The sequence below is a fragment of the Nocardia sp. NPDC004654 genome (genome assembly GCF_040609595.1).
Taxonomy (GTDB): Bacteria; Actinomycetota; Actinomycetes; order Mycobacteriales; family Mycobacteriaceae; genus Nocardia.
In genome coordinates, this window is record NZ_JBEXKI010000001.1 from 798,030 (window position 1) to 824,048 (window position 26,019).

A 26,019-nucleotide genomic window follows, 5' to 3' on the forward strand; every position below is an offset into this window, starting at 1 on the left:
GCCCGGCGCGGATCGGGTGCAAGATTGAGCCGACCACGCTCAGCGTTGCTGGGACCGTGCTCCGTGAGGTGCTAGGGGCGAGGTCTCGCGGCGGTGCGACGCACACGCCGTAGGGCGGGCCAGACTCGCCCGGCACCGACAAGTAAGTACGTCAATCAGGAGGAACCAACATGGCTCGTGCGGTCGGAATCGACCTCGGGACCACGAACTCGGTAGTCGCCGTTCTCGAAGGCGGCGAGCCGGTCGTCGTCGCCAACTCGGAAGGATCGCGCACCACCCCGTCGATCGTCGCGTTCGCGAAGAACGGCGAGGTGCTGGTCGGTCAGCCTGCGAAGAACCAGGCCGTGACCAACGTCGACCGCACCATCCGCTCCGTCAAGCGCCACATCGGCACGGACTGGTCCGTCGGCATCGATGACAAGAAGTACACCGCGCAGGAGATCAGCGCGCGCGTGCTGATGAAGCTCAAGCGCGACGCGGAGGCCTACCTCGGTGAGGAGATCACCGACGCGGTCATCACCGTGCCCGCCTACTTCGAGGACTCGCAGCGCCAGGCCACCAAGGAAGCCGGTCAGATCGCCGGTCTGAACGTGCTGCGTATCGTCAACGAGCCCACCGCTGCCGCGCTCGCGTACGGCCTGGACAAGGGCGACAAGGAACAGACCATCCTGGTCTTCGACCTCGGTGGCGGCACCTTCGACGTCTCGCTGCTGGAAATCGGCGAGGGCGTCGTCGAGGTCCGCGCCACCTCCGGTGACAACCACCTCGGTGGCGACGACTGGGACGAGCGGGTCGTCGGCTGGCTGGTCGACAAGTTCAAGGGCACCTCGGGCATCGACCTGACCAAGGACAAGATGGCCATGCAGCGTCTGCGCGAGGCTGCCGAGAAGGCCAAGATCGAGCTGTCCTCGTCGCAGTCGACCTCGATCAACCTGCCCTACATCACCGTCGACGCGGACAAGAACCCGCTGTTCCTCGACGAGCAGCTGACCCGCGCCGAGTTCCAGAAGATCACCTCGGACCTGCTGGACCGCACTCGTGCGCCGTTCCAGTCCGTGATCAAGGACGCCGGCATCAACGTCGCCGACATCGACCACGTGGTCCTCGTCGGTGGCTCGACCCGTATGCCCGCCGTCTCCGATCTGGTCCGCGAGCTGACCGGCGGCAAGGAGCCCAACAAGGGCGTGAACCCGGACGAGGTCGTCGCCGTGGGCGCCGCCCTGCAGGCCGGTGTGCTCAAGGGTGAGGTCAAGGACGTCCTGCTGCTCGATGTGACCCCGCTGTCGCTGGGCATCGAGACCAAGGGCGGCGTGATGACCAAGCTCATCGAGCGCAACACCACCATTCCGACCAAGCGCTCGGAGACCTTCACCACGGCCGACGACAACCAGCCGTCGGTGCAGATCCAGGTGTTCCAGGGTGAGCGCGAGATCGCCTCGCACAACAAGCTGCTCGGCTCCTTCGAGCTGACCGGCATCCCGCCGGCCCCGCGCGGCGTGCCGCAGATCGAGGTCACCTTCGACATCGACGCCAACGGCATCGTGCACGTCACCGCGAAGGACAAGGGCACCGGCAAGGAGAACACGATCAAGATCCAGGACGGCTCCGGCCTGTCCAAGGAGGAGATCGACCGGATGGTGAAGGACGCCGAGGCGCACGCGGCCGAGGACAAGGCGCGTCGCGAGGAGGCGGAGACCCGCAACCAGGCCGAGTCGCTGGTGCACCAGACCGAGAAGTTCATCAAGGAGAACGAGGACAAGGTGCCCGCGGACGTGAAGTCCAAGGTCGAGGCGGCCATCGCCGAGGCCAACGAGGCGCTGAAGGGCACCGACATCGCGGCCGTGAAGTCCGCGGTGGAGAAGCTCGCCACCGAGTCGCAGGCGCTCGGCCAGGCCATCTACGAGGCCTCCGCCGCCGAGCAGGCCGCGTCCGGCAACGGCGCGTCCAGCTCCGCGAACGACGACCAGGTCGTCGATGCCGAGGTCGTTGACGAGCCGGTCGACACGGAGAAGAAGTGACCGAGGACAACCAGGGCGATTCGGCACAGGAGCCGATCACCTTCGTCGACAAGCGCAAGGTCGATCCGGCCACCGGTGAGGTTCGGGAACCGGTCGCGGACAACGCGACCGGGCCCGGCCCCGAGGGCGCGAACGGTGCGGAAGGCAATGGCGTCGGGACTGCCGAGGCAGCCGAGACGCTGGCCGACACGATCGGTGTCGAGCTGGCCGAGCGCACCGCCGACCTACAGCGGCTGACCGCGGAATACGCCAACTACCGGCGCCGCGTCGAGCGCGACCGCAAGGCCGCCATCGACGGCGCCAAGGCGGCCGTGGTCACCGAACTGCTCGGCGTGCTCGACGATCTGGATCGCGCGAGGGCCCACGGCGACCTCGAGTCCGGACCGCTGAAGTCGGTGGCGGACAAACTGGTCGACGCGCTGCGCAAGCAAGGCCTCGAGGAGTTCGGCACGGAGGGCGAGCCCTTCGATCCGACCCTGCACGAGGCCGTGCAGCACGAGGGTTCCGGCGCGGATCCGGTGCTCGGTGTCGTAATGCGCAAGGGCTATCGGTTCGGCGATCGGGTGCTTCGGCACGCGCTCGTCGGGGTAACCGATGGCGTGGCCGATTTGGCTGAGAACGAGGCATCGGATGCAGATGCCAATGCTGACGACTAACACTGCTGCGCGAGCGACGGACCCGGAGGCGGTAGCGAAGCGTGGCCACGTAGGGGCCCGGGAGCGCGGCAAATCCAACCCCGCTGCGCGAGCGACGGACCCGGAGGCGGTAGCGAAGCGTGGCCACGTAGGGGCCCGGGAGCGCGGCAAATCCAACACTGCGAAAGGAGGAGATACTCGGTGAGCCAACGGGAGTGGATCGAAAAGGACTTCTACAAGGAGCTGGGTATCTCCTCCAGCGCTTCGCAGGACGAGATCAAGAAGGCGTACCGCAAGCTCGCCCGCGACCTGCATCCGGACGCCAATCCGGGTGACACCAAGGCCGAGGAGCGCTTCAAGGCCGTCAGCGAGGCGCATGCCGTGCTGTCGGATCCGGCCAAGCGCAAGGAGTACGACGACACGCGAAAACTCTTCGCGGGCGGCGGTTATCCGCGTGGCGGGTTCACACCCGGTGGCGGGGGCGGCTTCTCGCAGGACTTCAATATCGGCGATATCTTCGGCGGCGCCACCACAGGTGACGGCGGGCTCGGTGACCTGCTCGGCGGTCTGTTCAATCGGGGCGGCACCCGCTCCACGAGCAGGCCGCGGCGCGGCGCCGACGTGGAGACCGAGACGACCCTGGGCTTCCGCGAGGCCGCGCAGGGCGTCACCGTTCCGCTGCGGATGACAAGTCCGTCGCCGTGCACCACGTGTCACGGCAGCGGTGCGAAACCGGGGACCAGTCCCCGGGTCTGCCCCAACTGCAACGGCGCCGGTGTGATCAGCCGGAACCAGGGCGCGTTCGGATTCAGCGAGCCGTGCGACGAGTGCCGGGGTTCCGGCTCGATCATCGACGACCCGTGCCCCGACTGCCACGGCAACGGGATCCAGAACCGCACCCGCACCATCACGGTGCGGATTCCGCCGGGCGTCAGCGACGGCCAGCGGATCCGGTTGGCGGGGCAGGGCGAGGCGGGACTGCGCGGTGCGCCCTCGGGCGACCTGTACGTCAGCGTGCACGTCAGCCAGGACAAGGTCTTCGGCCGCAACGGCGACGACCTCACCCTGGTGCTGCCGGTCAGTTACGCTGAGTTGGTGCTCGGCACAACGGTTTCCGTGCCCACGTTGGAAGGGCGCGTCGGCGTGAAGGTGCCGCCGGGCACCGCCGACGGCCGGATCCTGCGGGTGCGTGGCCGCGGCGTTCCCAAGCGCGGCGGCGGCGCGGGTGACCTGCTGGTCACCGTCAAGGTCGCGGTGCCGCAGAAACTGGACAGCGATGCCACCGACGCGCTGGAGCGCTACCGGGAGGCGGAGAAGTCCAGCGGATTCGATCCTCGTGCGGGATGGGCAGGTGCGTGATGTCCACTGATCCGAAGAAGGCGTCCGGTGCGTCGCGAACCGAGTTCTTCATGATCTCGGTGGCGGCCCAGCTGGCGGGCATGCACGCGCAGACCCTGCGCACCTATGACCGCCTGGGACTCGTGACGCCGCAACGTACTTCGGGTGGCGGGCGACGTTATTCGGCGCGGGACGTCGAGCTGCTGCGCGAAGTGCAGCGGCTGTCCCAAGACGAGGGCGTGAACCTGGCGGGCATCAAACGCATCATCGAACTGACCAATCAGGTCGAGGAATTGCGCGAGCAACTCGCCGAGACGCGTGCGGAATTGGAGCGGCTGCGGGCGGGCTACCGTCCGGATCTCACTCCGCCGCAACGCAGTACGGCGCTGGTGGTGTGGAAGCCACGTAATCAGCGCTGAGGCGAAGGGTTCTCGGGCCCCGCTGCCGACCTCTCGGGTCGGAGCGGGGCCCTTCACTATTTGTGGTCATTTGATCAGTAGTTGGACGCGCGGGAAATCCCGAGAGACGCTCCGGTGAAATGCAGTGGAAGTTTGCTGGAGGAGTACTCGAGTTTGCTGGGCCACAGGCCTTTTCGTGGTCGTATTCGTACGGTGTATCGAACCGTCTGGTCCGCTTGTTCTCGATGCCGCGAATGCGCGGAAATTGCTCCGGTGCGGGTCCCGGTAGCGTGCGGGCGGTTGCCCAAAGGTCGCTCGCCCCAGGTCAACTGGACGAGTCTTGCAAACCGGGGCACGCGAATTCGGTGAAGGTGCGACCGAATCCAACGCTCTATTACGGTCTTTCGGTCTGTTATTTGGGAGTTTTGCTCTTTCGATTCTTGTTTCGGTGGAATTACACGCGTGATGTTCGAAGGTGGCATTCCGTTGCTGGCTAACCTCGCCTACACTCCTTGGCATCGGCTGCTGTCGAGTGTCCCGCAGCACCTCACTCGCCGGCGCGCATTATGTTCTAGTGCGAAATGGGGTTGTGAGACAAATGGATTCGCGGACTGTCGCTTTGATCAGAACGACGTTCAAGGCGGTTGCTGCGGAGGAAGGGGGGCCGGAAAGACTGGCCAGGTCGTTCTACGCGACCCTGTTCTCGGACTATCCGCAGGTCCGCGATTTCTTCCCCGCCGCGATGGATTCGCAGCGTGACCGTCTCGTCAAGGCCATCGGCTACGCGCTCGATCGGCTCGAGGAACCGAACAAGCTGTTGCCGTTCCTCGCTCAACTCGGCCGCGATCACCGCAAATACGGTGTGCAGGCCGAACATTACGCCGCGGTGGCCACTTCGCTGAAGACCGCGATGCGGCGCTTCGCGGGTACCGAGATGTGGACCGACGAGGTCGAGAGGGCCTGGGACGAGGGCCTGACGGTCATCAGCGAGACGATGATGGGCGCCGCCGAGAAGGAGATGACGCCCGCGGTCTGGTCCGGCCGGGTGCTGGAGAACCGGCTCGTCCTACGCAATCTCGCCATCGTGCGATTACAGCTCGATCAGCCGATGCAGTACGCCGCGGGTCAATACATGAGCGTGCAGATCCCGTCGCGGCCGCGGATGTGGCGGTACCTCTCGCCCGCCGTGCCCGCGAATGCCAACGGCGAGATCGAGTTCCACGTGCGCGGCGTGCTCGGCGGCTGGGTCAGCCCGGCCATCGTCGGCCAGACGCAGGTCGGGGACCAGTGGCTGATCGGCTCGCCGCTCGGCGGCCTCGGCGTGCCGCGCAACACCAAACGCAAGATGCTCATGGTGGGCTGCGGCACCGGTATCGCGCCGCTGCGCGCCCAGCTCATGCAAATGGCGCTGCGGCGAACCAATCCGAAGGTGCACCTGTTCGTCGGCGGCCATCACCCGTGCGATCTCTACGATTTGGAGACGTTGAGCAAGCTGGCCATGGCCAACCGCTGGCTGACCGTCACGCCGGTCAGCGAGAGCGACGAAAACCCTTGGTGGTATTACGAAGCCGGGGAGGTCGAGCGAATGTGGCCGGGCCTGGAGCCGCGCATGACCGGCCAGATCGGCAAGGTCGTCGCCAGCTACGGGCCGTGGGCCGATCGCGACGTGCAGATCGTCGGCTCGCCCTCGATGGTGCAGACCACCAAGTTCCGCTTGATGGCGGCGGGCACCCAGACCAAGAACATCCGCCACGATCCGCTGTTCTGAGTCGTCGTTCCGGCGAAGGTCGGGATCCAAGCGGGTGACGACTATCCGCGGGTCTGCGACTGGATCCCGGCCTTCGCCGGAACGATGGCCGTCAAAGTCCTTCGTACTGAATGCGTTCGGCCGGCGTGCCGGTCTCCACGAGCCGATCCAGCGTGGCCCGCGTCATCGCGGGGGAACCGCACACGAGCACCTGGTGGCGATCGAAGGCGCCGTGCGAGCCGATCACGTCGGCGAGCGTGCCCTCGAGCAGTTCGTCCGCGGGGAAGCCGATGTCCACGCGCGTCTGCTCGTACCACTCGTCTGCCCAGTTCGGGTCCTCCAGGCTCTCCACCACCGGGACGACGGTGAGCCAGTCCAGCTCCTCGGCGAGCAGGTAGAGCATGTCGGCGGCGTACAGGTCGCGCGGTGAGCTGCCGCCGACGAACAGGTAGGTGCGCGGCGGCTCGGGCACCCGCGCCAGTTCCAGGATCTGCGAACGCATCGGCGCGAGGCCGGTGCCGCCCGCGATCATCACCACCTCGTCACCCTCCGGGTCGACGGTGAAGGTGCCCTGCGGCGCGGCGATCCGCCATTCGTCGCCCGGTTGGGTGTCGGCGACCAGCGAGCCGCTGAGCCAGCCGCCCGGCACGGTGCGCACGTGGAACTCCAGCTTGCCGTCCAACGAGGGCGGTAGCGCGGGGGAGAGCCTGCGGCGCACGCCGGGCTGTTGCGGCGCCCGGACCTCGACGGATTGGCCCGCGACGAACGGCACGAACTCGCCGATCAGGCGGATCACCGCCACGTCGTGGCGTAAGCGGTGGTGGCCGACGACGGTCGAGGTCCACTCCGCTTGCGCGACTCCGTTGCCGAGCGTGCCCGGCTCCGTCATAGGAACTCCTCTGTAGTTGTGCGGCGCGGGCCGCGTTGGATCAGACGGGATCGCAGCTGATGACGTGTTCCGGCGTGCCGACCGCGATGAGCGCCCTGCGGGTCTCGGCGATCATCCGCGCCGAGCCCGCGATCTGGATCTGGCGGTCGGCCCACGCGCCGAAGCTGGCTACCACCGCGCCCAGATTGCCGACCAGCCTGCGGTGCATGCCGTAGGGCGCGTCGGCGGCGGGGTGCGGGTACCACCACGGGTTGGTCTTCTGCTCGCAGACCGGGACGATGGTGAGCCACGGATTGCTCTGCGAGAGCTGCCACATGTTCTCCACGTCGTAGAGATCGCACGGGTAGCGGCCGCCGATGAAGAAGTGCACGCGCGGGTTGATGCCGCGCTGGCTCATCTCGATGAGCTGGGCGCGCAGCGGGGCGATGCCGGTGCCCGCGCCGATGAGCAGCACGTCGCGCCCGGCGTCGCGGTCGACGTGCAGGCCGCCGAGCGGGCCGCCGATCAGCCAGCGATCGCCCACCTGCGTCTCGTTGACGATGGCCGGGCTCACCCAGCCGCCGCGGATCTTGCGCACGTGGAATTCGATCTCGCCGTAGGGATTCGACGGGATCGCCGGTGAGAAGTAGCGCCACATCTTGGGTCGCTGCGGCACGGCGACGGGCACGTACTGTCCGGCTTGGTAGGGCACGGGTGAGTCGGATTGCAAACGCACGATGGCCAGGTCTTCGAGCACCCTGCGGTGGCCGACCACCGTCGCCTCCCAGTACGGCTGGGATTTGTCGGAGTTGGCGCCGATGGCCATCGACGCCGAGATCAAGATGGTGATGTCGCGCCAGCCCTCTTCGAGCTGACGGTTCCACATCGCGCCGTTGTACACCCGGAACGCGGCGAGCAACGCACGGCCCGCTTGGTCGTAGTGTGCGGCCTCGACGCCGTATTTCCGATGGTCGCGCGCCAGCTGCTCGAGAAACTTCTGCGCGCGGTCCCAATCCTCTAGGTGGTCGAGCACGAACTGGATGGCCGTGGCCAGCCGTTTCGGTTGCATGTCCATCGCGGGCGGGAACAGCTCGCGCAAACGCGGGTTCTCGGCGAACAGATGACCATAGAACGCACTGATCAACCGCTCGGGTCCGCCCGGTGACTCGCTCACCGAACGGAAGTTGGCGCGGACCAGCGCTGCAGAACGCGCATCCACGACGAGATTCCCTTCCTTCCCGCTTGTAGCTGCGCATCCGATATTCGACTGCTGCGCAGGGACGTGCCCGTAACCGGGAGTCCTTCGGGGTACAAGTATCCCCGAAAAGTCCGTGGTCGTGTGGGTATGCGCAGCATGCTCTCGACCGCTCCGAGTTATCCCTCGGCTAAGTCGGCAGCTCGGGATGTATGCCCGGCCGGCTCTCGCGGCGCTCACGCGCCCGCTGCTGCCTCGCTGCGCTCGGCCCCATGGTTGGGCCAACGACCAGAGTACCGGGGGTCGGGGAACCTTGTATGGTGCGGTTCGCTGGAGGGGTACGCTCACGCCCCGGCAACCGCGGCGCGAACGGCGGGGGCGACCTGCTCCGCGTAGCGCGGGATCTGTTCCGCCGGGTCGCCCTCGGTCGGCCAGAAGACGAAGCCGTCGACGCGCTGCTCGGCGTGCAGCGCGGTCAGATCGTCCACCCACCGGCTCACCGGTCCCTCGAGAAAGCCGTGATCGACGCCGTTGTCGGTGATGGTGCCCGAGACGTTGTAGATCCGGCGGATCGCGTATGGGTCCCGGCCCGCGCCCGCCGCCGCGTCGTCGATCCGCTTGCCCGCCTCGGTGAGGAACTCCGGCGGCGCCCACGCGGCCGAGGGCAGCCAGCCGTCGGCGAGCGTACCGACCAGCGTCAGCATGCGCGGTCCCATCGCACCGAGCCAGATGCCGGGATCGTGCCGCGGACGCGGGCCGGGATGCGCGCCCGCGAGCCGATGGAATGCGCCGGGTACCCGGACCGCGCGCTCGTCGCTCCACATCGCCCGGATGACGTGGATCGCCTCGGCCAGCGCCCGCACCGCCTCGCCCTTGCTCAGCCGCTCGCCGCCCATGGCCGCGATGGCGTCCCAGAACGCGCCGGCTCCGAGCCCGAGCTGGATCCGCCCGCCGGTCATGATGTCCAGTGAGGCAACGGATTTGGCGAGCACCGCGGGGTTGCGCAGCGGCAGGTTCGCGACATCGGGGAAGAAGGTGATCCGTTCGGTGCGCACGGCGAGCGCGGTGATCAGGGTCCAGGTGTCCAGGAAACGGCGCTGGTAGGGGTGGTCTTGGATGCCGATGAGGTCGAGCTCGGCGGATTCGGCGTAGGCCGCCAGCTCGGTGAGCTGGCGGTAGTCGTCGGCGCCGGGGATCAGGAAGAGCCCGAATTCGACAGGGCGAGCGCTCATCTCGCGGCTCAGATGGCCAGCACGGTCTTGCCGCGCGCGCCCGCGGCGCCGAGCACGGCGGGCGCTTCCTCCAGCGGGACGGTCGCGTCGATGGGCACCACCACGTCGCCCGCCGCGACGCGCGCCAGCAGACGGTTCAGTTCCGGCGCCCGCCCCTTGGACTCGAAGTTCCCGCCGCGCAGGCCGCGATCACGCAGCGCGGCCTCGTCGGCCGAGAAGACGGTGGTGTAGACCGCGCCGCCCGCGCGCACGAGTTCGGTCAGCGGGGCGAGCGCCTCGGGCGGGCTGACCAGATCGAACAGCACGTCGATGCCGTCGGAGTCGGTGAAACGCACCGAATCGGCGACGGACGCGCGGGTGTAGTCCACCGTCTCCGCCGCGCCCAGCCTGGCCATCTGGTCGGCCGCGTCGCCGCGCGCCGTCGCGATGACGTGCGCTCCCGCGATATTGGCCAGCTGCACGAGAAACGACCCGACGCCGCCGGTGGCGCCGACGATCAACACCTTCTGGCCGGGCCGGATCTGGGCCGCGTCGACCAGGTCCTGCGCCGTGACGCCCGCGGTCGGCAGCGCCGCGGCGGCCATCGTGGTGACCGATTCCGGGATGGGCACCAACGTCGCGTCCTCGGGGAGCACCGAGTATTCGGCGAAGCTGCCGTGCCCGGCGGGCGGGACGAGGAACTTGCCGACCACCCGATCGCCGATCGCGAATTTCGTGACCTCGGGGCCGACCGCGGCGATGCTGCCCGCGCCGTCCACGCCGAGGATCGCCGGAAAGTCGTGCGGCATCCGGCCTTCCAGGATGCCCTTGGCCATCTTCAGGTCGAAGGGGTTGACGCCCGCGGCGTCGAGCTGCACCTTGACCGCTTGCGCGCCCGGCTCGGGTACCGGCATCTCGGCCAGCTCGACGGGTTCTCCGAACTTCCGTACCACGATCGCGCGCATCGGTTCCGCTCCTCGGTTCGGCTGAAGGGTGATGCATCAACTAACCGCTTTTGGTGCTCGTATGCATCCCTACACCACGGACGCCGTGATTCATCGCATTCGACGATGGCGCGGCGTAGCGTTGAGCCGCGCCATCGGCCGGGTGGCGGGCCGGAAAAATTTCAAACTTGAGCGGAACAGACTCAACCTCTCGTGCGTTGGACCGATTGAACAGCACGAGCCCCGCGCGTGTGATCGCACGTGGGGAGGGCACTCGATGCTGCGGAATCGACTCGAGGAAGGTGACTTGTGGACTCGTTCAATCCCACCACCAAGACCCAGGCGGCGCTGACCGCGGCGCTCCAGGCAGCGTCGGCCGCGGGCAACCCGGAGATTCGTCCGGCCCACTTGCTGGTGGCGTTGCTCGATCAGACCGACGGCATCGCCGCCCCACTGCTGAAGGCCGTCGGCGTCGACCCCGCGACGGTTCGGCGCGAGGCACAGGACATCGTCGACCGGCTGCCGAGGGCGACCGGCGCTACCACGACGCCGAACCTCGGGCGCGAGGCGCTCGGCGCCATCACCGCCGCCCAGCGGCTGGCCACCGAACTCGGTGACGAGTACGTCTCCACCGAGCACGTCGTCGTCGGCCTCGCCCAGGGCGATTCGGACGTCACCATGCTGCTCACCAAGCACGGCGCGACGGCCGACGCGCTGCGCGAGGCGTTCACCACCGTGCGCGGCAGCGCCCGGGTCACCAATCCCGACCCCGAGGGCAGCTACCAGGCGCTGGAGAAGTACTCCACCGACCTCACCGCGGCCGCGCGCTCCGGCAAGCTCGACCCGGTCATCGGGCGCGACACCGAGATCCGGCGCGTCGTGCAGGTGCTGAGCCGCCGCACCAAGAACAACCCGGTGCTGATCGGTGAGCCCGGCGTCGGCAAGACTGCCATCGTCGAAGGGCTCGCCCAGCGCATCGTGGCGGGTGACGTCCCGGAGTCGCTGCGCGGAAAGTCCGTCGTGTCACTGGATCTCGGCGCGATGGTGGCGGGCGCGAAGTACCGCGGCGAATTCGAGGAGCGGCTCAAGGCCGTGCTCGAGGAGATCAAGAACAGCGCGGGACAGATCATCACCTTCATCGACGAGCTGCACACCATCGTCGGCGCGGGCGCGACCGGCGAATCGGCGATGGACGCGGGCAACATGATCAAGCCGATGCTGGCCCGCGGCGAACTGCGGCTGGTCGGCGCGACCACGCTGGAGGAGTACCGCAAGCACATCGAGAAGGACGCCGCACTGGAGCGCCGCTTCCAGCAGGTGCTGGTCGGCGAACCTTCGGTGGAGGACACCGTCGGCATCCTGCGCGGTATCAAGGAGCGCTACGAGGTGCACCACGGCGTGCGCATCACCGACTCCGCGCTGGTGGCCGCGGCCACTCTCTCCGACCGCTACATCACCTCGCGGTTCCTGCCGGACAAGGCGATCGACCTGGTCGACGAGTCGGCCTCCCGGCTGCGCATGGAGATCGACTCGCGCCCGGTGGAGATCGATGAGGTCGAGCGCGCGGTGCGCCGCCTGGAGATCGAAGAGGTGGCGCTGACCAAGGAGACCGACGAGGCCTCCAAGCAGCGCCTGGAGAAGCTGCGCCAGGAACTGGCCGACGACCGGGAGAAGCTCAACCAGCTGACCACCCGGTGGCAGAACGAGAAGAACGCCATCGATCAGGTCCGTTCGCTCAAGGAACAGCTGGAGAGCCTGCGCGGCGAATCGGAGCGCGCCGAGCGCGACGGCGATCTCGGCAAGGCGGCCGAGCTGCGCTACGGCCGGATCCCGACGCTGGAGAAGGAGCTGGCGAAGGCCGAGAAGGTCAACGGCGCCGCGCCCGACGGCGAGGTGATGCTCAAGGAGGAGGTCGGCCCCGACGACATCGCCGAGGTGGTGTCCGCGTGGACCGGCATTCCGGTGGGCAGGCTGATGGAGGGCGAGACCCAGAAACTGCTCCGCATGGAGGAAGAGCTCGGGCGTCGCGTCGTCGGCCAGAAGGAGGCCGTGCAGGCGGTCTCCGACGCGGTGCGCAGGGCGCGCGCCGGCGTCGCCGACCCGAACCGGCCGACCGGCTCGTTCATGTTCGTCGGCCCCACCGGCGTCGGCAAGACCGAGCTGGCAAAGGCGTTGGCGGACTTCCTCTTCGACGACGAGCGCGCCATGGTGCGGATCGACATGAGCGAGTACAGCGAGAAGCACTCGGTGGCCCGTCTGGTCGGCGCTCCGCCCGGATACGTCGGCTACGACCAGGGCGGCCAGCTCACCGAGGCGGTGCGGCGCAGGCCCTACACCGTGGTGCTGTTCGACGAGATCGAGAAGGCGCATCCGGATGTGTTCGACATCCTGCTCGCCGTGCTCGACGAGGGACGGCTCACCGACGGCCAAGGCCGCACGGTCGACTTCCGCAACACCATCCTCATCCTCACCTCGAACCTGGGTGCGGGCGGTGACAAGGACTTCGTCATGAACGCGGTGCGCTCGGCGTTCAAGCCCGAGTTCCTCAACCGGCTCGACGACGTGGTCATGTTCCACTCGCTCGACGAGGAGCAGCTGGAGCAGATCGTCGACATCCAGCTCGACCAGCTGCAAAAGCGGCTGTCGCAGCGCAGGCTGAAGCTGGACGTCAGCGATTCGGCCAGGTTCTGGCTCGCGGTCCGCGGCTACGACCCGGTCTACGGCGCCCGCCCACTGCGCAGGCTGATCCAGCAGTCCATCGGCGACACCCTCGCCAAGGAACTGCTCGCAGGGGAGGTCACCGACGGCGACACCGTGAAGGTCGGCGTCAGCGGCAACGGCGACGGTCTGATCGTCGGCAGGTGAGTGCGACCGGACGCCCCGGCCCTGTGCGGCCGGGGCGTCCGCGTGTTCGGGGTGGCTCGCCGAATCGGCTCGGTCACCTGGACGCGACGGTCGGCGGGCATACTCTGGATGGCATGACGAACCCGAAGGATCCCTGGGGGCAGCGGCCGGAGGATGCGCCGACCGAGCACCTCGGTTCGCCGGGTGCGTCCGGCTACGACCCGTCCGGGGACACCACGAGGTATCCGTCGACCGAGCAGTTCGAGTGGGGTCCGCCGCCCGCGAACGCCACCAAGCAGCTCCCGCCGATGGAGCACCAGTGGGGCGCTTACGAAAACCCCTACGGCACGCAGTGGCAGGGCGCGCCGGACCAGCCCATGGGCGTCCCGCCCGCCGGTGTGCCGCCGGGCGGTCCACCGATGGATCAGCCGCCGCCCAAACGCAATACGGGTCTGTGGATCGCGCTCGCACTCGGTGTCGTCGCGCTCGTCGCGGTGGCCGGGGTGGTCGCCGGGCTGGTGCTCGGCGGCCGTGACTCGTCGACCACGACGGCGGGCGGCACGACGACCGCCCAGTTCCCGACCGGTCGCGCGTTCCCGACGGAGAACCCGTCTCCGCGCGACCCGTCACCGAGCGGTCTTCCGGGTCTGCCCGGAATCGACGAATTGGGCGCGACCATGGGCACCATCAGCGCCAACAACGGCGGCCAGCTCACCATCGACACCGTCTCCGGCAACACGGTGAATGTCTCGACCGACGAACTCACCCAGGTGATCTCGCTCTCCGGCGCCAAGCCCGCCGACCTGCCCGTCGGCGACATGGTCGTGGTGCAGGGCGACAAGGGGCAGGACGGGTCGATTCGCGCCAGGATCATCATCAGCACCGCGCTGCCCGGCGGCGGAAGATGAGCGCGGCCTGCCGCGGTGTCGAGGCAAGAGCTCGAGACCGGCGGCCCGTCGCGGCACCAAAGGCGGCCCTCCACCGTCCGGGCCTATTAGGGTAGACCGCGATGACGGCTATGTGGTTCGGGTTGGCGGCGATCGCGCTGGTTGGTGCGATCGTGCTGCTGTATTTCGATCGGGTCCAGCGACAGCGGACCGGTCACGCGCGCCAGGTCTGGGCCAAGGCCCAGGGGTACACCTACGTGTCGGTGGAACCGGCACTCCCGTCGACGTGGCGGCGCGGCGCGCTGGCCAAACTCGGCTATCTGTCGGCGGTCGACGTGGTCTCCGGTATCCGCAAGGGCGAGAAGTTCGTTCTGTTCGACCTGGAGGACGCCGCGACGCTGGTCGCGGTGCGCCGCCAGATCGGTTCGGACATCGATGTCGACATGCGGCTCAAGACGGCGTCCCCGCCGAAGGACGCGGATCTGGAGCTGCTCGGCGCCATCGGCGACCGGGTCGTCTTCGCGACGAATCCGGAGATCGCCAGGCACGCGGTGGATCAGCGGATGGTCGCGTTCATCGAGACGCTGCCCGACACCGTGCAGATGCTCTGGAGTGAGGGCAACTGGACCCTCGGCATGCTGAATGTCGGTACGGCGGCGAAGGATTGGGAGTCCGCCATCGACGCGGTGCTGCGCCTGTCCGGTCTGCTGCACGTGCTGCCTCCGGTGAGCGACCCGCGCGGCGCGAACAAGGCCGAGCACGACCCGGGCCGTCCGCAGCCGCGCACCCGCGACCGCGCCGAGGAGGCGCGTTCGGAGCCGGTGCGCGGCGCCTCCCGCGTGCTGCCGCCCGGTGCGAGTGACGACGACCGCGACTACGACGACCGCGACGACGAGCCCCGCTACGACGAGGACTACGAACCGGACGAGCGGGAGGCCGCGGGCGAGCAGTCGCGCCGCCCCTCCCTGGCCGTCGTCCCCGACGCCAGGGCCAGGACGCGCGAGGACCGCTGGTCCGACGACGAGGCCGAGGACGACTGGCGTCCGGAATCGCGCCACGGCGACGCCGACGACTGGGAGGAGGAGCCGCCCGCCTCCCGCGCCGACGCGCAAGACCGCCCCGGCGGTCCGTTCCACCCCGGATTCCGTCCGTATCAGGGCCCCGTGCCGCAGTGACCAGCTCGATTGGATCGACACCGCGATGACCGACAGTTCCGTTCCCGCGCGCCTGCCCGGCGCGACCCGCCCGGTGGCACTGATCACCGGACCGACCTCCGGCATCGGCCACGGCTTCGCGCTGCGGCTCGCCTCGCTCGGCTACGACATGGTGCTCGTCGCCAGGGACGCGGAGCGGCTACGGGAACTGGCGGCCGAACTCGAGCGCAAATACGACACCCGCTCCGAGGTGCTCGTCGCCGATCTGGCGCAGGCCGCCGATCGGGAGAAGGTCGCCGCCCGGGCCGCCGAGGGCATCGAATTCCTGGTGAACAACGCGGGTTTCGCGCACTCCGGTGAGTTCTGGACGCTGCCCTACGAGCAGTTGCAGGCGCAGCTGGACGTCAACGTCACCTCCGTGCTCCAGCTCACCCACGCGGCGCTGCCGTCGATGATCGCCGCGGCGAAAGGTTCGATCGTCAACGTGGCCAGCGTCGCGGGTCTGGTGCCGGGTCGGGGATCGACCTACTCGGCCTCCAAGTCCTACGTCGTATCCTTCACGGAAGGGTTGGCGGGCGGTCTCGCCGGAACCGGTGTTCGGATCCAGGCGTTGTGCCCCGGATTCGTCCACACCGAATTCCATGAGCGAGCCGGTATCGAGATGTCCTCGCTGCCGAAACCGTTGTGGCTTTCCGTCGAGCAGGTCGTCGCCGGTTCGCTGAGTGATCTGGACAAGGACCGGGTGATCAGCGTGCCCGGAGCGCAGTACAAAGCGATCACCACGGTGGCCGGACTCATCCCGCGAACCCTGCAGGTCCGAATGAATCGGGGCCTGTTCAATTCACGCGGAAGGACTTAGACATGATCGACGAGGCGACAACCACTGATTCCGTGCTCGGCGCCGACCGCGAAGCCGCGACCGACCGGGAGAAGCTGGCCGCGCTGGTCCGCGAGCTCGCCGTCGTGCACGGCAAGGTGACGCTGTCCTCCGGCAAGGAGGCCGACTACTACGTCGACCTGCGGCGGGCGACGCTGCACCATCGCGCCGGACCGCTGATCGGCAAACTGCTACGCGAACTCGTCGCGGACTGGGATTTCGATTCCGTCGGCGGCCTCACCATGGGAGCCGACCCGGTCGCGCTCGCGGTGCTGCACGCGCCCGGCCGCCCCATCGACGCGTTCGTCGTGCGCAAGGCCGCCAAGAGCCACGGCATGCAGCGCCAGATCGAGGGACCCGACATCGTCGGCAAGCGCGTGCTGGTCGTCGAGGACACCACGACCACGGGAAACTCCCCGCTCACCGCGGTGCGCGCGTTGCGCGAGGCGGGCGCGACCGTGGTCGGCGTCGCTACTGTCGTGGACCGGGAGACGGGCGCCGACCAGGTGATTGCCGCCGAGGGGCTGGAGTATCGCTCCATCCTCGGGCTGAAGGATCTTGCCCTGGGTTAGCCTGGACGACGGTTTGGTTTGTCCGACAGCTAGAGGACGTGTGAGTTACCTGTGGTGAGCATTGCAGTAAACAAGAGTCGCGAAAATGTTGCGATGCTCGGAATCGGTGCTTACCGACCGCAGCGCATCGTCAGCAATGACGAGGTGTGCGAGGTTCTCGATTCGACCGACCAGTGGATCTACGAGCGCACGGGCATTCGCAACCGGCGCTGGATCAGCGGTGACGAGACGCTGCGGTCGATCGCGGCGGCCGCGGGCGAACGCGCGCTGGTCAACACCGGCATCGACCGGTCCAAGATCGGCGCGCTCATCCTGTGCACGTCCAGCTGGCTGAAGCTCACCCCGCACGGCGCACCCACCGTCGCCTCCGACCTCGGCATCAACGGCATCCCGGCCTTCGACCTGACCTCCGGTTGCGGCGGCTTCGGCTACGGCCTCGGCGTCGCCGCCGACCTGATCCGCGCGGGGTCGGCCGACTACGTGCTGGTGATCGGCGCGGAGACGATGACCGTCGGACTGGACCCGACCGACCGCGGCACCGCCATGATCTTCGGTGACGGCGCGGGCGCGGTCGTCGTCGGCCCGAGCGAGGAGAACGGCATCTCCCCGACGGTGTGGGGCAGCGACGGCGAGAACGCCGAGGCGATCGCCCAGGACGTCGACTTCCTGGAGTTCATGAACAAGGCCCAGGCCTTGCAGGGCACCGACCCCGCGGTCGAGCCCGTCGGCCGGATGTCGCTGCGCATGGAAGGTCCGCGGGTGTTCCGCTGGGCCGCCGTCACCCTGCCGCGCGCGCTGTCCGACGCGCTGGAGGCCTCCGGCGTGGCCAAGGAGGACATCGAGGTGTTCATCCCGCACCAGGCCAACGCCCGCATCAACGACCTGATGAAGAAGAACCTCGGCCTCGCCGACGAGATCCCGATGGCCAACGACATCGAGAACACCGGCAACACCTCCGCCGCCTCCATCCCGCTGGCCATGGAGGAAATGCTGGTCACCGGCAAGGCCAAGGGCGGCCAGCTCGCGCTGCTGCTCGGCTTCGGCGCGGGTCTCAGCTACGCGGGCCAGGTCGTGACGTTGCCGCCCGCCCCGACCGAGGCGAGCTTCTGACATGAGTGCCAACGGAGCCGGATCGTTCCCGGGCTCGGCGCGCCCGTTCCGCGCCGGGTTCCTCGTCGCGGCGGCCGTGACCGTCTACGGCGCGCTCACCGGACGCGACCGGCTCCAGTGGGTCGCCAAGCCGCTGATGATGCCGTTGCTCGCCGCCGACGTGGCGACCAGCGGCGTCGACATCGAGCCCACCGAGCGCACCATCCTGCTCGGCTCGCTCGGCGCCGCGACCGTCGGCGACATCCTCCTCATCGATCCCGACGACGACCGCCGCCTCATCGCGGGCGCGTCCTCCTTCGCGGTCATGCAGGCGGGTTACTCGACGCTGTGGTGGCGGCGCGGGGCTCGTCCCGCCGCCGCGGTCGCCCTGCCCCGGGTGGCCGCCTGGCTCGGCGCCGCCGGTCTGCTGCGCGCCAAGGCGCCCACCGTCGCGACCCCGCTCACCGCCTACGGCGTCACTCTCGGCACGGCCGCCGTCCTCGCCTCCGACTCTGGCCTCGCCCCCGGCGCGAAAAATATTGCGGGCCTGAACATCCCGGACGCCGACCCGCGCAGCCGCCTCGGCCTCGGCGCCCTCCTCTTCACCCTCTCCGACGGCCTCATCGTCCTACGCCGCCTCTTCGCCCGCACCCCCCGCTCCCGCCGCACCACCGAGGGCGTCATCCTCGCGACCTACGCCGCGGCCCAATACCTCCTCGCCGACCCCCACGCCCACACCCCCTCGAACCACTCGTAGACCGCGCCGCGTTCCGACATTCGAGGGAACCGAATCGCTTCGCCCTGCGTCGATTAGGGAGAGGGTCAAACCAAAACACAACGGGGGAGCCGCCTTGCGGAACGCACCGCAGCCACGACGGGTCGACCCGTCACCCACCACCGCTGATCCGACGGTGGTGCCGTAATGGGCATCGAGATTCCGGAGCCGTTGCAGTGGGCTGCGAAATATGTTGTGGACGTGGGCAATTGGCCAGGGGGGTAAAGCCGTGTTGGCTACCGACATCGTCAACCGCGCCGTGAACTGAACGCGGTGCGGCCTTAGGGAGCGAGGTCGTGCCGAGTGTGTCGATCATTCAGGCTCGGGACTTGTCGTGTGGACGGCAGTAGGAAGGAATGCGAATGTCGGACGATCTGTGGCGCGGTATCGTCAACAGGATCTTCTATGGTGTCCAGTTCGAAAACGAGCTGAATCAAAAGTTGGTCGACAGAATCGCCCGTGCCCTGCTGACGGAGCCTATCGGAACGTTGACTCCCGACCAGGAGTACGAGGCGCTGGCAGGAGGGTTGCGCTCGAACACGCCGCTGCCGACTTTGGTTCAGATGCGACAGAACGGCGCGGAATTGCGCGACTTCCTGATCCGGATAGTCCTCCGCATGGACGAGTTGCGTCCCTGGTCTGAGCCACCGTTCCAGTTGTTGCCGGAAAGCCGACTGTCCGAGTTCGGTGATGCGCATCCGATCGCTAGGATCCGCATCTCGATTCCGGATGCAGAGGCTCGGATTCTGCGGCATTTCTATCACGACCCGGAGAACGGTGACTACTTGCTGCTCCGCATGCGGTCCGGCGCGGTGATCGGGCTCTTCTCGCCGTTCTGGGACGGCAGCGACGATATCGTCGTCGTCAGTGAAAGCAGCGGATTGTCGCCGCACGTCGTCATCGACGAACTACTGGATGCTACCGACCTGCGGCCGGATCTGATCACCTTCCTCACCGAAGAAGATTTGGCGCCCGAGCAACCGCGTACAGCCTACGAAACAACGCCGATCCAGCCTCAGTTTCAAGGTGAGAACCTTCCCGGCAACCAGGTGTGGAGCGGTAAGCAGGTCAGATACCTGAGTTTCGAAGAGCGGCAATCCTTTCGGCTGACGGCGCGCAACGGCTTGCTGCACGACAGTCGGGGACGGCTCTCGGACACCACCGCTGCCCAGACGCTGTGGACGCCGAACGGTGGCCGGGCGATCTTCGTTATGGACAGCGAGGGAACCATCTACTCCGCGCCGTTCCACATCCTCGGCGAGTTCCATCACTCCAGCTTCCTTGCCGGTGCCCCGGCTGCGGGAGCCGGTGAGATAGCGATAGTTCAAGGCAGAGTCCAGCTCATCTCCGACCAGAGCAGCCACTACCGCCCTGCGCGCCGGTTCACCTTGCAAGTCGTGGACAGTCTTCGCCGACAAGGGCTAGCCGTCGGGGTCGACATGGTCGAATTCCACGCGCCTCCGGATCGGCCATCACAGCTTCTGAGCTGAAAGCTCCGGTCGCTGAGCGGAAGCGACTCCGGTGGTAGCCGAGGTCGTCGACCCGTGCGGCGCCGGATCGGCCATCTCGTGGAAGGGGCGCGGAACGGGTGGTTCGTCGTCCGCCGGAGCTGTCCGGCAACGATCTCGATCGGGTGGACGCGGAGCTGCGGAAGAGTTCTGGGGCTCCAGCGCTGATCATGGAATCCACTGGGGGAGAGGGCTGATCGTGGGCGTTGGCACGCGTTACAGCACCAGGATGATGCGGTCCCGGTTCGTCGGATCGACGCGAATCGAAATCGTCTCGCCGAGGGCGATTTTCGGTTTGTCGGCGGGCATGACGTCGAAAACGACGGAGCCGTGGTAAGTCTCGGAACCCGGGACGGTCAGTTCGAGATCGAGTTCGGTGAGCTCGCTGTAGTGATCGGTGCGTTCGAGGGGGTGCACGCCTTCGATGGTGGCCCACCCTTCGAGACCGTGGCGCCAGAGGCGGCGGTCGGCGCGGGAGGGGCGGGCGGCGAGCAGCATGCCGATGCCGACGCACGAGCCGAAGAGGCCGACAAGGGCGACGACCTGGAACGGGACCGTGCCGGGCGGCGTGCGGTGCACGAGCCAACCCAGCCAGAAGCACAGCACCACCAGGTACGCGGCGGTGACGCCGAGTATCGTCCGCAGAATCCGTGCGTGGTCCATGCGTACCGCCACCTCCGATCCGGCCCTGCGCGGCTGTGGACGGACTCCGTTCGGCGCGTGCCTCCGCCTTCGCTCCGGCGGCGCGCGGTGACTTCGTCCGGCTGGGCCGGTCGGCCTACACCCCGACTGACCTCGCATTTCAAGCATAGGCGGCCACCGCCCAACGATTCGGTACGTTGCGCATAACGGATTGGATCGTGAGCCGTGAGCCGTGAGCCCAACGCCCCGTCCGATCTCCGCCAGCGCCCACCCACCCCGCGCGCCACGCTGTCCCTATGCCCAGCGCAACGACCACAGCGACAACGACCAAAGACGTCCTCACCGGAATGTATGCCGCGGAGGCGGCCTACTTCGCCGCGGGTGGCCCCGGCCGCGCCTCGTTCACCACCCTGGCCCCGTTCTTCGCCGACGACGTGGTGCTCTATCAGGCCGAGGGCATGCCGTACGGCGGCATCTGGCGGGGCCACGCGGGACTGGAGCGATTCTTCGCGACGATGGCGGCGGTGTGGGAAACGTTCGAGCTGGTCGAGCAGCAGTTCCTGGCGACGGGAGAAACGGCCGTCGTGCACACCGAGGTGCGGGCACGGGCCCGCGCGACCGGACGCGAGCTGCGGTTCCCGATCTTGCAGACGCTCCGAGTGGAAGACGGCCGGATCGCGGAGATCCGCCCGTTCTACTGGGACACCAAAGAAATCGCCGAGGCCTGCACGATCGCGAGATAAGCCGCGACCTCAACCCTTCAACCGCAGCACCGCAAGCACCCGCCGATGATGCGTATCCGACGGCGGCAGATCGAGTTTCGCGAAGATGTTGCCGATGTGCTTCTCCACCGCCCGCTCGGTGACGGTGAGCGCGTCGGCGATCGCGTTGTTGGACAAGCCCTGTGCCATCAGCTCGAGCACTTCACGCTCGCGCGGAGTGAGCCGGGCCAGCGAATCCTGTTGGCGGGACGCGCCCATCAGCTGACTCACCACTTCGGGATCGAGCGCTGTGCCGCCGGTGGCGACCCGGTACAGCGCGTCGACGAAATCGCGCACGTCGGCGACCCGGTCCTTGAGCAGATAGCCGACGCCACTCGCGCCACCGGCGAGAAGTTCGGTGGCATAACGGGTTTCGATCCACTGCGAGAACACGAGCACCCCCGTCATCGGATACTTCCTGCGCAGTTCGATGGCGGCGAGCAGTCCCTCGTCGGTGAAGGTGGGCGGCATCCGCACGTCCACCACCGCGACATCTGGATTGTGTTCGCCGACAACATCACTCAGTGTGCTCGCCTCGCCGACCATCGCGACCACCTCGTGGCCGCGCTCGACGAGCAGCCCGGCCAGTCCGTCGCGCAGGATGGCGCTGTCCTCGGCGATGACGATGCGCAACGGCGTGCTCACTGCGGATCTCCCTTGGGCAGCAGGATGGTCACCACGGTCGGCCCGCCGGTCGGGCTGTGCACGGAGAGGGTGCCGTCCACCGCGCGCGCCCGGGCCGCGAGACCCGCGAGCCCGCTGCCCGCCGCCCGCGCGCCTTCGGCGGGTGGCAGCACGCCGCCGATTCCGTTGTCCCGCACGGTGACCGCGATGGTGCGGATGCTGTCGGGCAGCACCGAGACCCAGGCCCGGTCGGCGTGCGCGTGCTTCACCACGTTGGTGAGCAGCTCGGCGACGGAGAAGTAGGCGATGGCCTCGATGGCCGGGCTCGGCCGCTGCGGCAGGTGCACCCGCAGCTCCACCGGCACCGCGCTGCGTGCGGTGAGCGTCTCCAGCGCGGGCGCGAGGCCGAGTTCGAGCGCGGGCGGATGGATGCCGCGGACCAGCTCCCGCAGTTCGGTGAGCGCTTCCTTGGAGCTGGCGTGCGCGTCGGCGATCAGGTCGGTGGCGTCGCCGCCCGCCGCGATGCGTTCCTCGGCCCGGCCGAGCGCCATGGCGATGGTGACGAGCCGAGCCTGGGTGCCGTCGTGCAGGTCGCGTTCGACGCGGCGCAAGGTGGCGGCCGCGTCCTCGACGGCCGCGCGCCTGCTGGCCCGCAGCTCGACCAGCTGACGATCCCGCACGGTGGCCGCGAGCAGCCAGACGGTGAGCAGCCGGTGCAGGTGGCAGACGCCGCGCACCAACCAGGGCAGCGCGAAGCAGCAGACGATGCCCAGCGCGGAGACCAGGAGCACGCGCGGCCAGGTGTCGACGTAGAACGAACCGAACTGCATCAGCGAATGGCGCTCGACCCCGTTCTCGTCGATGTTCACCGGTTCGAACAGCGCCCACGGAATCGGCGAGATCGCGGTGAACACCACTATCGCCACGGTGACCAGCGTCACATAGCCGACCACTACGCCGAGCACGAACTGCGCGAGCAGGAACAGCGCCGCCCGCCAACTGGCCCGGTCGGTTAACGCGCTCTTCAGGAACCCGAACAGCCCGCGCTGCGGTGTGAACGCGGGCGGCGCCTCGACCGGGGTGCCGAGCAGGGCGCGGCACAGCGCTCGGTAGATCCGTCCCCAGACGCGGCCGCCGAGCAGCACGAGCGCGAGCAACGGGATGCCGATCAGGAAGATCGAGACGTACAGCCCGCCGCCGAAGCCGAAGAACAGGTAGCAGACGGCGAGGCACCCGAGCACGAACGCGGTGATCAGGTAGCCGAACTCCTTCCAGGTCCTGGCCTGGATCGGCGCGCGCAGGACAGCCGACAGCACCGAGCGACCGGTCGGCGGCGGCGCGGTCGGCTTGTCGAGCACGAGGGTGGGTTCGGCTTGCGTCTCGGTCATGAGCTCCATGTTTCTCGCCGACCGCGGCGTTCTCGATGGAGCTGCCCGCCGAATCGAGGGTGTGGCCAGCTACACCATCGGAGCTCGCCCGGCGGGGTTTGGAACTAGCATCACCCGCATGAGTTATCCACCGCCGTACGGTTATCCGCAGCAGCCCTACGGTAACCCGTACGGTCCGCCGCCGGATCACCCGCAATCCACCACCATCCTGGTCCTCGGGATTCTCGGCTTGGTGCTGTGCCAGCTGTGCGCGCCGTTCGCCTGGGTGATGGGCAAGCGGGCGCTCGACGAGATCGACGCGTCGGGCGGCGCGATCGGCGGGCGCGGCAACGTCAAGGCGGGCTACGTCTGCGGCATCGTCGGCACCATCATCATGCTCGTCTACGTGGTGGGCATCATCGCCGTCATCATCATCTCGATCTTCGCCGCGAACTCGTCGTCGTCCTATTGACCACGGACCCACCGACCGAAGGTGACCGCGACCGGGTGTGACCTATCGAAGGTGACCTTCGGTCGGCTACCGGTTCGGCCGGAAGGTGGCCGTGACCGGGTGAAAGTGATCTTGGATCGGCTGCGCATAGCATCGTCCGCGTGAGTCACTCGTCGTCGGACACCGCGCGCCCATCCCCGGGGGAGCACCTGCCAGGACCCACCGAGTGGGGCGAGCACCCGCACGGGGTCGGTCCGTGGCTGGCCGAGCACGACGCCCCGCCGCCCGACGACCCGCGACTCGACCCCGAGCTCCTCGCGCACGGCGACCGCCGCAATGTGGTCGACGCCTATCGCTACTGGTCGCGCGACGCGATCGTCGCCGACATCGACGCACGCAGGCACCCCTTCCACGTCGCGATCGAGAACTTCGGACACGACGCGAACATCGGCACGGTGGTGCGCACCGCCAACGCGTTCGCCGCGGCCGCGGTGCACATCGTCGGCAGGCGGCGGTGGAATCGCCGCGGCGCGATGGTCACCGACCGCTACCAGCACATCGAGCACCACACCGACATCGCCGAGCTGCTCGCCTTCGCCGAGCGCGCGGGCCTCACCGTGGTCGCGGTGGACAACGTCCCCGGCTCGGTGCCGCTGGAGACCGCGCGGCTGCCGCGCGACTGCCTGCTGCTGTTCGGCCAGGAAGGACCCGGCGTCACCGCGCACGCGAAAGATGCGGCGGCGATGACGGTCTCGATCGCCCAGTTCGGTTCCACTCGCAGCATCAACGCGGGTGTGGCCGCGGGCATCGCCATGCACGCCTGGATTCGCGAGCACGCCGATCTCGCGACCGCGTGGTGAACGGTTCTACCGTGCACGATTCGGCGTCGGCCGGGTAACAATTCGGCGGCGAGAATCGGCTTCCAACTGGCACCATTGAGGTATGACCTCGCGGAGCCCACGGACTGGGCAGGATGCTGCACCGACGCCCGCGCTCTGGTCGGAACGGGCGGATATGGCGGAGTCCGCGATCGTCTCTCGGCACCTGCGGGCCCTATGGGCTTGTCCCGGAACGGAACTCGGCGTCGTCGGCTGGCCGGCCACCAAGCGTGAGCGCGCGTTCGTGTCCTGGCACTATTGGTGGCAGGCGCATTTGATCGACTGCGCGGTGGACGCGGCGAACCGGTCGCCGATACCGGTGCGGCGCAGGCGAATCGGCGAACTCGTGCGCTCGCATCGCATCCGCAACATCACCGGTTGGACCAACAACTACTACGACGACATGGCCTGGCTCGCCATCGCATTGGAGCGGGCGGAGCGGACCCAGGGCATCACCGAGGCGCGCGGCGCGCTGGTCGCGCTGGAGAAGAAGCTGTACGAAGCGTGGAGTCCGGAGGTAGGCGGCGGTATCCCGTGGCGCGTCCGTTCGGACTACTACAACGCGCCCGCCAACGGTCCCGCGGCCATCGCGCTCAGCCGCCTCGGTCGGCACACGCGCGCGCAGGACATGGCGGACTGGCTGGACGCGACCCTGCGTGATCCCGGCACCGGCCTGATTCTCGACGGCATCCATCTCCCGTCCGGCGTGATCGAACGCCCGACGTTCGCCTACTGCCAGGGCGTCGTGCTCGCTGTCGAGACCGAGCTGGCGATGCACACAGGCGAGGAACGCCACCTGGACCGGGTGCACCGGCTGCTGGCCGCGGTGGAGGACCACATGACCGCGGGCGGCGTCATCAAGGGCGGAGGTGGCGGCGACGGCGGACTGTTCAACGGCATCCTCGCCCGCTACCTCGCGTACGTCGCGGTGATGCTGCCCGGGGAGGACCGCCAGCAGGTCGCGGATCGGCGGACCGCGGCCGCGCTCGTCCGGGCGTCGGCCACGGCGGCCTGGGCGAACCGTCTGGAGGTCGAGGGCGAGCCGCTGTTCGGGGCCGATTGGAGCAGGCCCGCTCAGCTGCCCGGCGGCACGGGCGGGGCGGGTTATTTCACCTCGGGCGGCTCGGTGACCTCGTCGAAGGTGCCCGAGCGGGACCTGTCGGTGCAGCTGTCCGGATGGATGCTGATGGAGGCGGCCTACCAGGTGAGCGCGGCCGGACTCTGAGTGCAGCGGGG

Annotated in this window: 24 protein-coding genes; 17 read left to right on the top strand and 7 right to left on the bottom strand. The window is 68.3% G+C overall.

What is annotated here, in order from left to right:
* Positions 1-170 precede the first annotated feature (170 nt).
* From dnaK to ABZV58_RS03630, 5 genes are all read left to right on the top strand, one after another.
* Positions 171-2,018 carry a molecular chaperone DnaK gene (gene dnaK / locus ABZV58_RS03610; RefSeq protein WP_354998590.1) on the top strand — a complete coding sequence of 616 codons (1,848 nt, stop codon included), beginning with the start codon at positions 171-173 and terminating at the stop codon, positions 2,016-2,018.
* Complete coding sequence (gene grpE, locus ABZV58_RS03615) at positions 2,015-2,674, top strand: nucleotide exchange factor GrpE (RefSeq protein ID WP_354998591.1); 660 nt, start codon at positions 2,015-2,017, stop codon at positions 2,672-2,674. Before dnaK ends, grpE begins: the two co-directional genes overlap by 4 nt.
* 180 nt (positions 2,675-2,854) lie before the next feature.
* On the top strand, positions 2,855-4,012 hold the full coding sequence (gene dnaJ, locus ABZV58_RS03620; protein WP_354998592.1) for a molecular chaperone DnaJ: 1,158 nt from the start codon (positions 2,855-2,857) through the stop codon (positions 4,010-4,012).
* On the top strand, positions 4,012-4,410 hold the full coding sequence (locus ABZV58_RS03625) for a helix-turn-helix transcriptional regulator (RefSeq protein ID WP_354998593.1): 399 nt from the start codon (positions 4,012-4,014) through the stop codon (positions 4,408-4,410). Before dnaJ ends, ABZV58_RS03625 begins: the two co-directional genes overlap by 1 nt.
* Positions 4,411-4,987: 577 nt before the next feature.
* Entirely contained in the window at positions 4,988-6,157 is a 1,170-nt protein-coding gene (locus tag ABZV58_RS03630; RefSeq protein ID WP_354998594.1) for a globin domain-containing protein, read from the top strand.
* 91 nt (positions 6,158-6,248) lie between these two features.
* Here the strand turns inward: ABZV58_RS03630 and ABZV58_RS03635 are convergent, their stop codons facing one another.
* The 4 genes from ABZV58_RS03635 to ABZV58_RS03650 all read right to left on the bottom strand — a co-directional run bounded on the left by ABZV58_RS03635 (position 6,249) and on the right by ABZV58_RS03650 (position 10,375).
* A complete protein-coding gene (locus ABZV58_RS03635) occupies positions 6,249-7,025 on the bottom strand; it encodes an FAD-binding oxidoreductase (protein WP_354998595.1) in 777 nt (258 codons plus the stop codon).
* A 40-nt stretch (positions 7,026-7,065) separates the two neighbouring features.
* Positions 7,066-8,223, bottom strand: coding sequence for an FAD-binding oxidoreductase (locus tag ABZV58_RS03640; protein ID WP_354998596.1), 1,158 nt, complete (start codon positions 8,221-8,223; stop codon positions 7,066-7,068).
* A gap of 320 nt (positions 8,224-8,543) precedes the next feature.
* On the bottom strand, positions 8,544-9,431 hold the full coding sequence (locus ABZV58_RS03645; protein ID WP_354998597.1) for an LLM class flavin-dependent oxidoreductase: 888 nt from the start codon (positions 9,429-9,431) through the stop codon (positions 8,544-8,546).
* 8 nt (positions 9,432-9,439) lie between these two features.
* On the bottom strand, positions 9,440-10,375 hold the full coding sequence (locus ABZV58_RS03650; protein ID WP_354998598.1) for an NADP-dependent oxidoreductase: 936 nt from the start codon (positions 10,373-10,375) through the stop codon (positions 9,440-9,442).
* A 288-nt stretch (positions 10,376-10,663) separates the two neighbouring features.
* On the opposite strand from ABZV58_RS03650, the gene clpB reads away from it, so the two are divergent.
* From clpB to ABZV58_RS03690, 8 genes are all read left to right on the top strand, one after another.
* On the top strand, positions 10,664-13,219 hold the full coding sequence (gene clpB / locus ABZV58_RS03655; RefSeq protein WP_354998599.1) for an ATP-dependent chaperone ClpB: 2,556 nt from the start codon (positions 10,664-10,666) through the stop codon (positions 13,217-13,219).
* A gap of 113 nt (positions 13,220-13,332) precedes the next feature.
* Positions 13,333-14,106 (top strand): DUF5666 domain-containing protein, encoded by a 774-nt coding sequence (locus tag ABZV58_RS03660; protein ID WP_354998600.1) that lies wholly within the window; start codon positions 13,333-13,335, stop codon positions 14,104-14,106.
* A 101-nt stretch (positions 14,107-14,207) separates the two neighbouring features.
* Positions 14,208-15,260 (top strand): hypothetical protein, encoded by a 1,053-nt coding sequence (locus tag ABZV58_RS03665; protein ID WP_354998601.1) that lies wholly within the window; start codon positions 14,208-14,210, stop codon positions 15,258-15,260.
* Between the two features lie 25 nt (positions 15,261-15,285).
* A complete protein-coding gene (locus ABZV58_RS03670) occupies positions 15,286-16,098 on the top strand; it encodes an SDR family NAD(P)-dependent oxidoreductase (protein ID WP_354998602.1) in 813 nt (270 codons plus the stop codon).
* A 2-nt stretch (positions 16,099-16,100) separates the two neighbouring features.
* Positions 16,101-16,688, top strand: a complete 588-nt coding sequence (gene pyrE, locus ABZV58_RS03675) for an orotate phosphoribosyltransferase (RefSeq protein ID WP_354998603.1) — start codon at positions 16,101-16,103, stop codon at positions 16,686-16,688.
* 51 nt (positions 16,689-16,739) lie between these two features.
* A complete protein-coding gene (locus ABZV58_RS03680; RefSeq protein WP_354998604.1) occupies positions 16,740-17,798 on the top strand; it encodes a beta-ketoacyl-ACP synthase 3 in 1,059 nt (352 codons plus the stop codon).
* Position 17,799: 1 nt separating this feature from the next.
* Positions 17,800-18,534 (top strand): lysoplasmalogenase, encoded by a 735-nt coding sequence (locus ABZV58_RS03685; RefSeq protein ID WP_354998605.1) that lies wholly within the window; start codon positions 17,800-17,802, stop codon positions 18,532-18,534.
* 380 nt (positions 18,535-18,914) lie between these two features.
* On the top strand, positions 18,915-20,042 hold the full coding sequence (locus tag ABZV58_RS03690) for a hypothetical protein (RefSeq protein ID WP_354998606.1): 1,128 nt from the start codon (positions 18,915-18,917) through the stop codon (positions 20,040-20,042).
* A 234-nt stretch (positions 20,043-20,276) separates the two neighbouring features.
* Here the strand turns inward: ABZV58_RS03690 and ABZV58_RS03695 are convergent, their stop codons facing one another.
* A complete protein-coding gene (locus ABZV58_RS03695) occupies positions 20,277-20,723 on the bottom strand; it encodes a hypothetical protein (protein ID WP_354998607.1) in 447 nt (148 codons plus the stop codon).
* A 275-nt stretch (positions 20,724-20,998) separates the two neighbouring features.
* Here ABZV58_RS03695 and ABZV58_RS03700 point away from each other — a divergent pair, with 275 nt between their 5' ends.
* Positions 20,999-21,445: a nuclear transport factor 2 family protein gene (locus tag ABZV58_RS03700; RefSeq protein ID WP_354998608.1), complete on the top strand. Its 447-nt coding sequence runs from the start codon at positions 20,999-21,001 to the stop codon at positions 21,443-21,445.
* A gap of 9 nt (positions 21,446-21,454) precedes the next feature.
* On the opposite strand, the gene ABZV58_RS03705 is transcribed toward ABZV58_RS03700, so the two are convergent.
* Both ABZV58_RS03705 and ABZV58_RS03710 read right to left on the bottom strand, forming a co-directional pair.
* The gene (locus tag ABZV58_RS03705; RefSeq protein WP_354999021.1) at positions 21,455-22,096 is read right to left on the bottom strand and encodes a response regulator transcription factor; all 642 of its coding nucleotides are present in this window, start codon (positions 22,094-22,096) and stop codon (positions 21,455-21,457) included.
* A gap of 8 nt (positions 22,097-22,104) precedes the next feature.
* Positions 22,105-23,475, bottom strand: coding sequence for a sensor domain-containing protein (locus ABZV58_RS03710; RefSeq protein WP_354998609.1), 1,371 nt, complete (start codon positions 23,473-23,475; stop codon positions 22,105-22,107).
* 118 nt (positions 23,476-23,593) lie between these two features.
* Between ABZV58_RS03710 and ABZV58_RS03715 the strand changes: the two genes are divergently transcribed.
* The 3 genes from ABZV58_RS03715 to ABZV58_RS03725 all read left to right on the top strand — a co-directional run bounded on the left by ABZV58_RS03715 (position 23,594) and on the right by ABZV58_RS03725 (position 26,008).
* Positions 23,594-23,926, top strand: coding sequence for a DUF4190 domain-containing protein (locus ABZV58_RS03715; protein ID WP_354998610.1), 333 nt, complete (start codon positions 23,594-23,596; stop codon positions 23,924-23,926).
* A gap of 140 nt (positions 23,927-24,066) precedes the next feature.
* Positions 24,067-24,765 carry a TrmH family RNA methyltransferase gene (locus ABZV58_RS03720; RefSeq protein ID WP_354998611.1) on the top strand — a complete coding sequence of 233 codons (699 nt, stop codon included), beginning with the start codon at positions 24,067-24,069 and terminating at the stop codon, positions 24,763-24,765.
* 154 nt (positions 24,766-24,919) lie between these two features.
* A complete protein-coding gene (locus ABZV58_RS03725; protein ID WP_354998612.1) occupies positions 24,920-26,008 on the top strand; it encodes a glycoside hydrolase family 76 protein in 1,089 nt (362 codons plus the stop codon).
* The last annotated feature ends 11 nt before the right edge of the window (positions 26,009-26,019 follow it).

Excerpts from the sequence above, each read along its gene's own strand:
- dnaK (WP_354998590.1), top strand. The coding sequence starts at position 171 with ATGGCTCGTGCGGTCGGAATCGACCTCGGGACCACGAACTCGGTAGTC.
- ABZV58_RS03625 (WP_354998593.1), top strand. The coding sequence starts at position 4,012 with ATGTCCACTGATCCGAAGAAGGCGTCCGGTGCGTCGCGAACCGAGTTC.
- ABZV58_RS03630 (WP_354998594.1), top strand. The coding sequence starts at position 4,988 with ATGGATTCGCGGACTGTCGCTTTGATCAGAACGACGTTCAAGGCGGTT.
- ABZV58_RS03635 (WP_354998595.1), bottom strand. The coding sequence starts at position 7,025 with ATGACGGAGCCGGGCACGCTCGGCAACGGAGTCGCGCAAGCGGAGTGG.
- ABZV58_RS03645 (WP_354998597.1), bottom strand. The coding sequence starts at position 9,431 with ATGAGCGCTCGCCCTGTCGAATTCGGGCTCTTCCTGATCCCCGGCGCC.
- ABZV58_RS03650 (WP_354998598.1), bottom strand. The coding sequence starts at position 10,375 with ATGCGCGCGATCGTGGTACGGAAGTTCGGAGAACCCGTCGAGCTGGCC.
- ABZV58_RS03660 (WP_354998600.1), top strand. The coding sequence starts at position 13,333 with ATGACGAACCCGAAGGATCCCTGGGGGCAGCGGCCGGAGGATGCGCCG.
- ABZV58_RS03665 (WP_354998601.1), top strand. The coding sequence starts at position 14,208 with ATGACGGCTATGTGGTTCGGGTTGGCGGCGATCGCGCTGGTTGGTGCG.
- ABZV58_RS03670 (WP_354998602.1), top strand. The coding sequence starts at position 15,286 with ATGACCGACAGTTCCGTTCCCGCGCGCCTGCCCGGCGCGACCCGCCCG.
- pyrE (WP_354998603.1), top strand. The coding sequence starts at position 16,101 with ATGATCGACGAGGCGACAACCACTGATTCCGTGCTCGGCGCCGACCGC.
- ABZV58_RS03685 (WP_354998605.1), top strand. The coding sequence starts at position 17,800 with ATGAGTGCCAACGGAGCCGGATCGTTCCCGGGCTCGGCGCGCCCGTTC.
- ABZV58_RS03690 (WP_354998606.1), top strand. The coding sequence starts at position 18,915 with ATGTCGGACGATCTGTGGCGCGGTATCGTCAACAGGATCTTCTATGGT.
- ABZV58_RS03695 (WP_354998607.1), bottom strand. The coding sequence starts at position 20,723 with ATGGACCACGCACGGATTCTGCGGACGATACTCGGCGTCACCGCCGCG.
- ABZV58_RS03700 (WP_354998608.1), top strand. The coding sequence starts at position 20,999 with ATGCCCAGCGCAACGACCACAGCGACAACGACCAAAGACGTCCTCACC.
- ABZV58_RS03710 (WP_354998609.1), bottom strand. The coding sequence starts at position 23,475 with ATGACCGAGACGCAAGCCGAACCCACCCTCGTGCTCGACAAGCCGACC.
- ABZV58_RS03715 (WP_354998610.1), top strand. The coding sequence starts at position 23,594 with ATGAGTTATCCACCGCCGTACGGTTATCCGCAGCAGCCCTACGGTAAC.
- ABZV58_RS03725 (WP_354998612.1), top strand. The coding sequence starts at position 24,920 with ATGGCGGAGTCCGCGATCGTCTCTCGGCACCTGCGGGCCCTATGGGCT.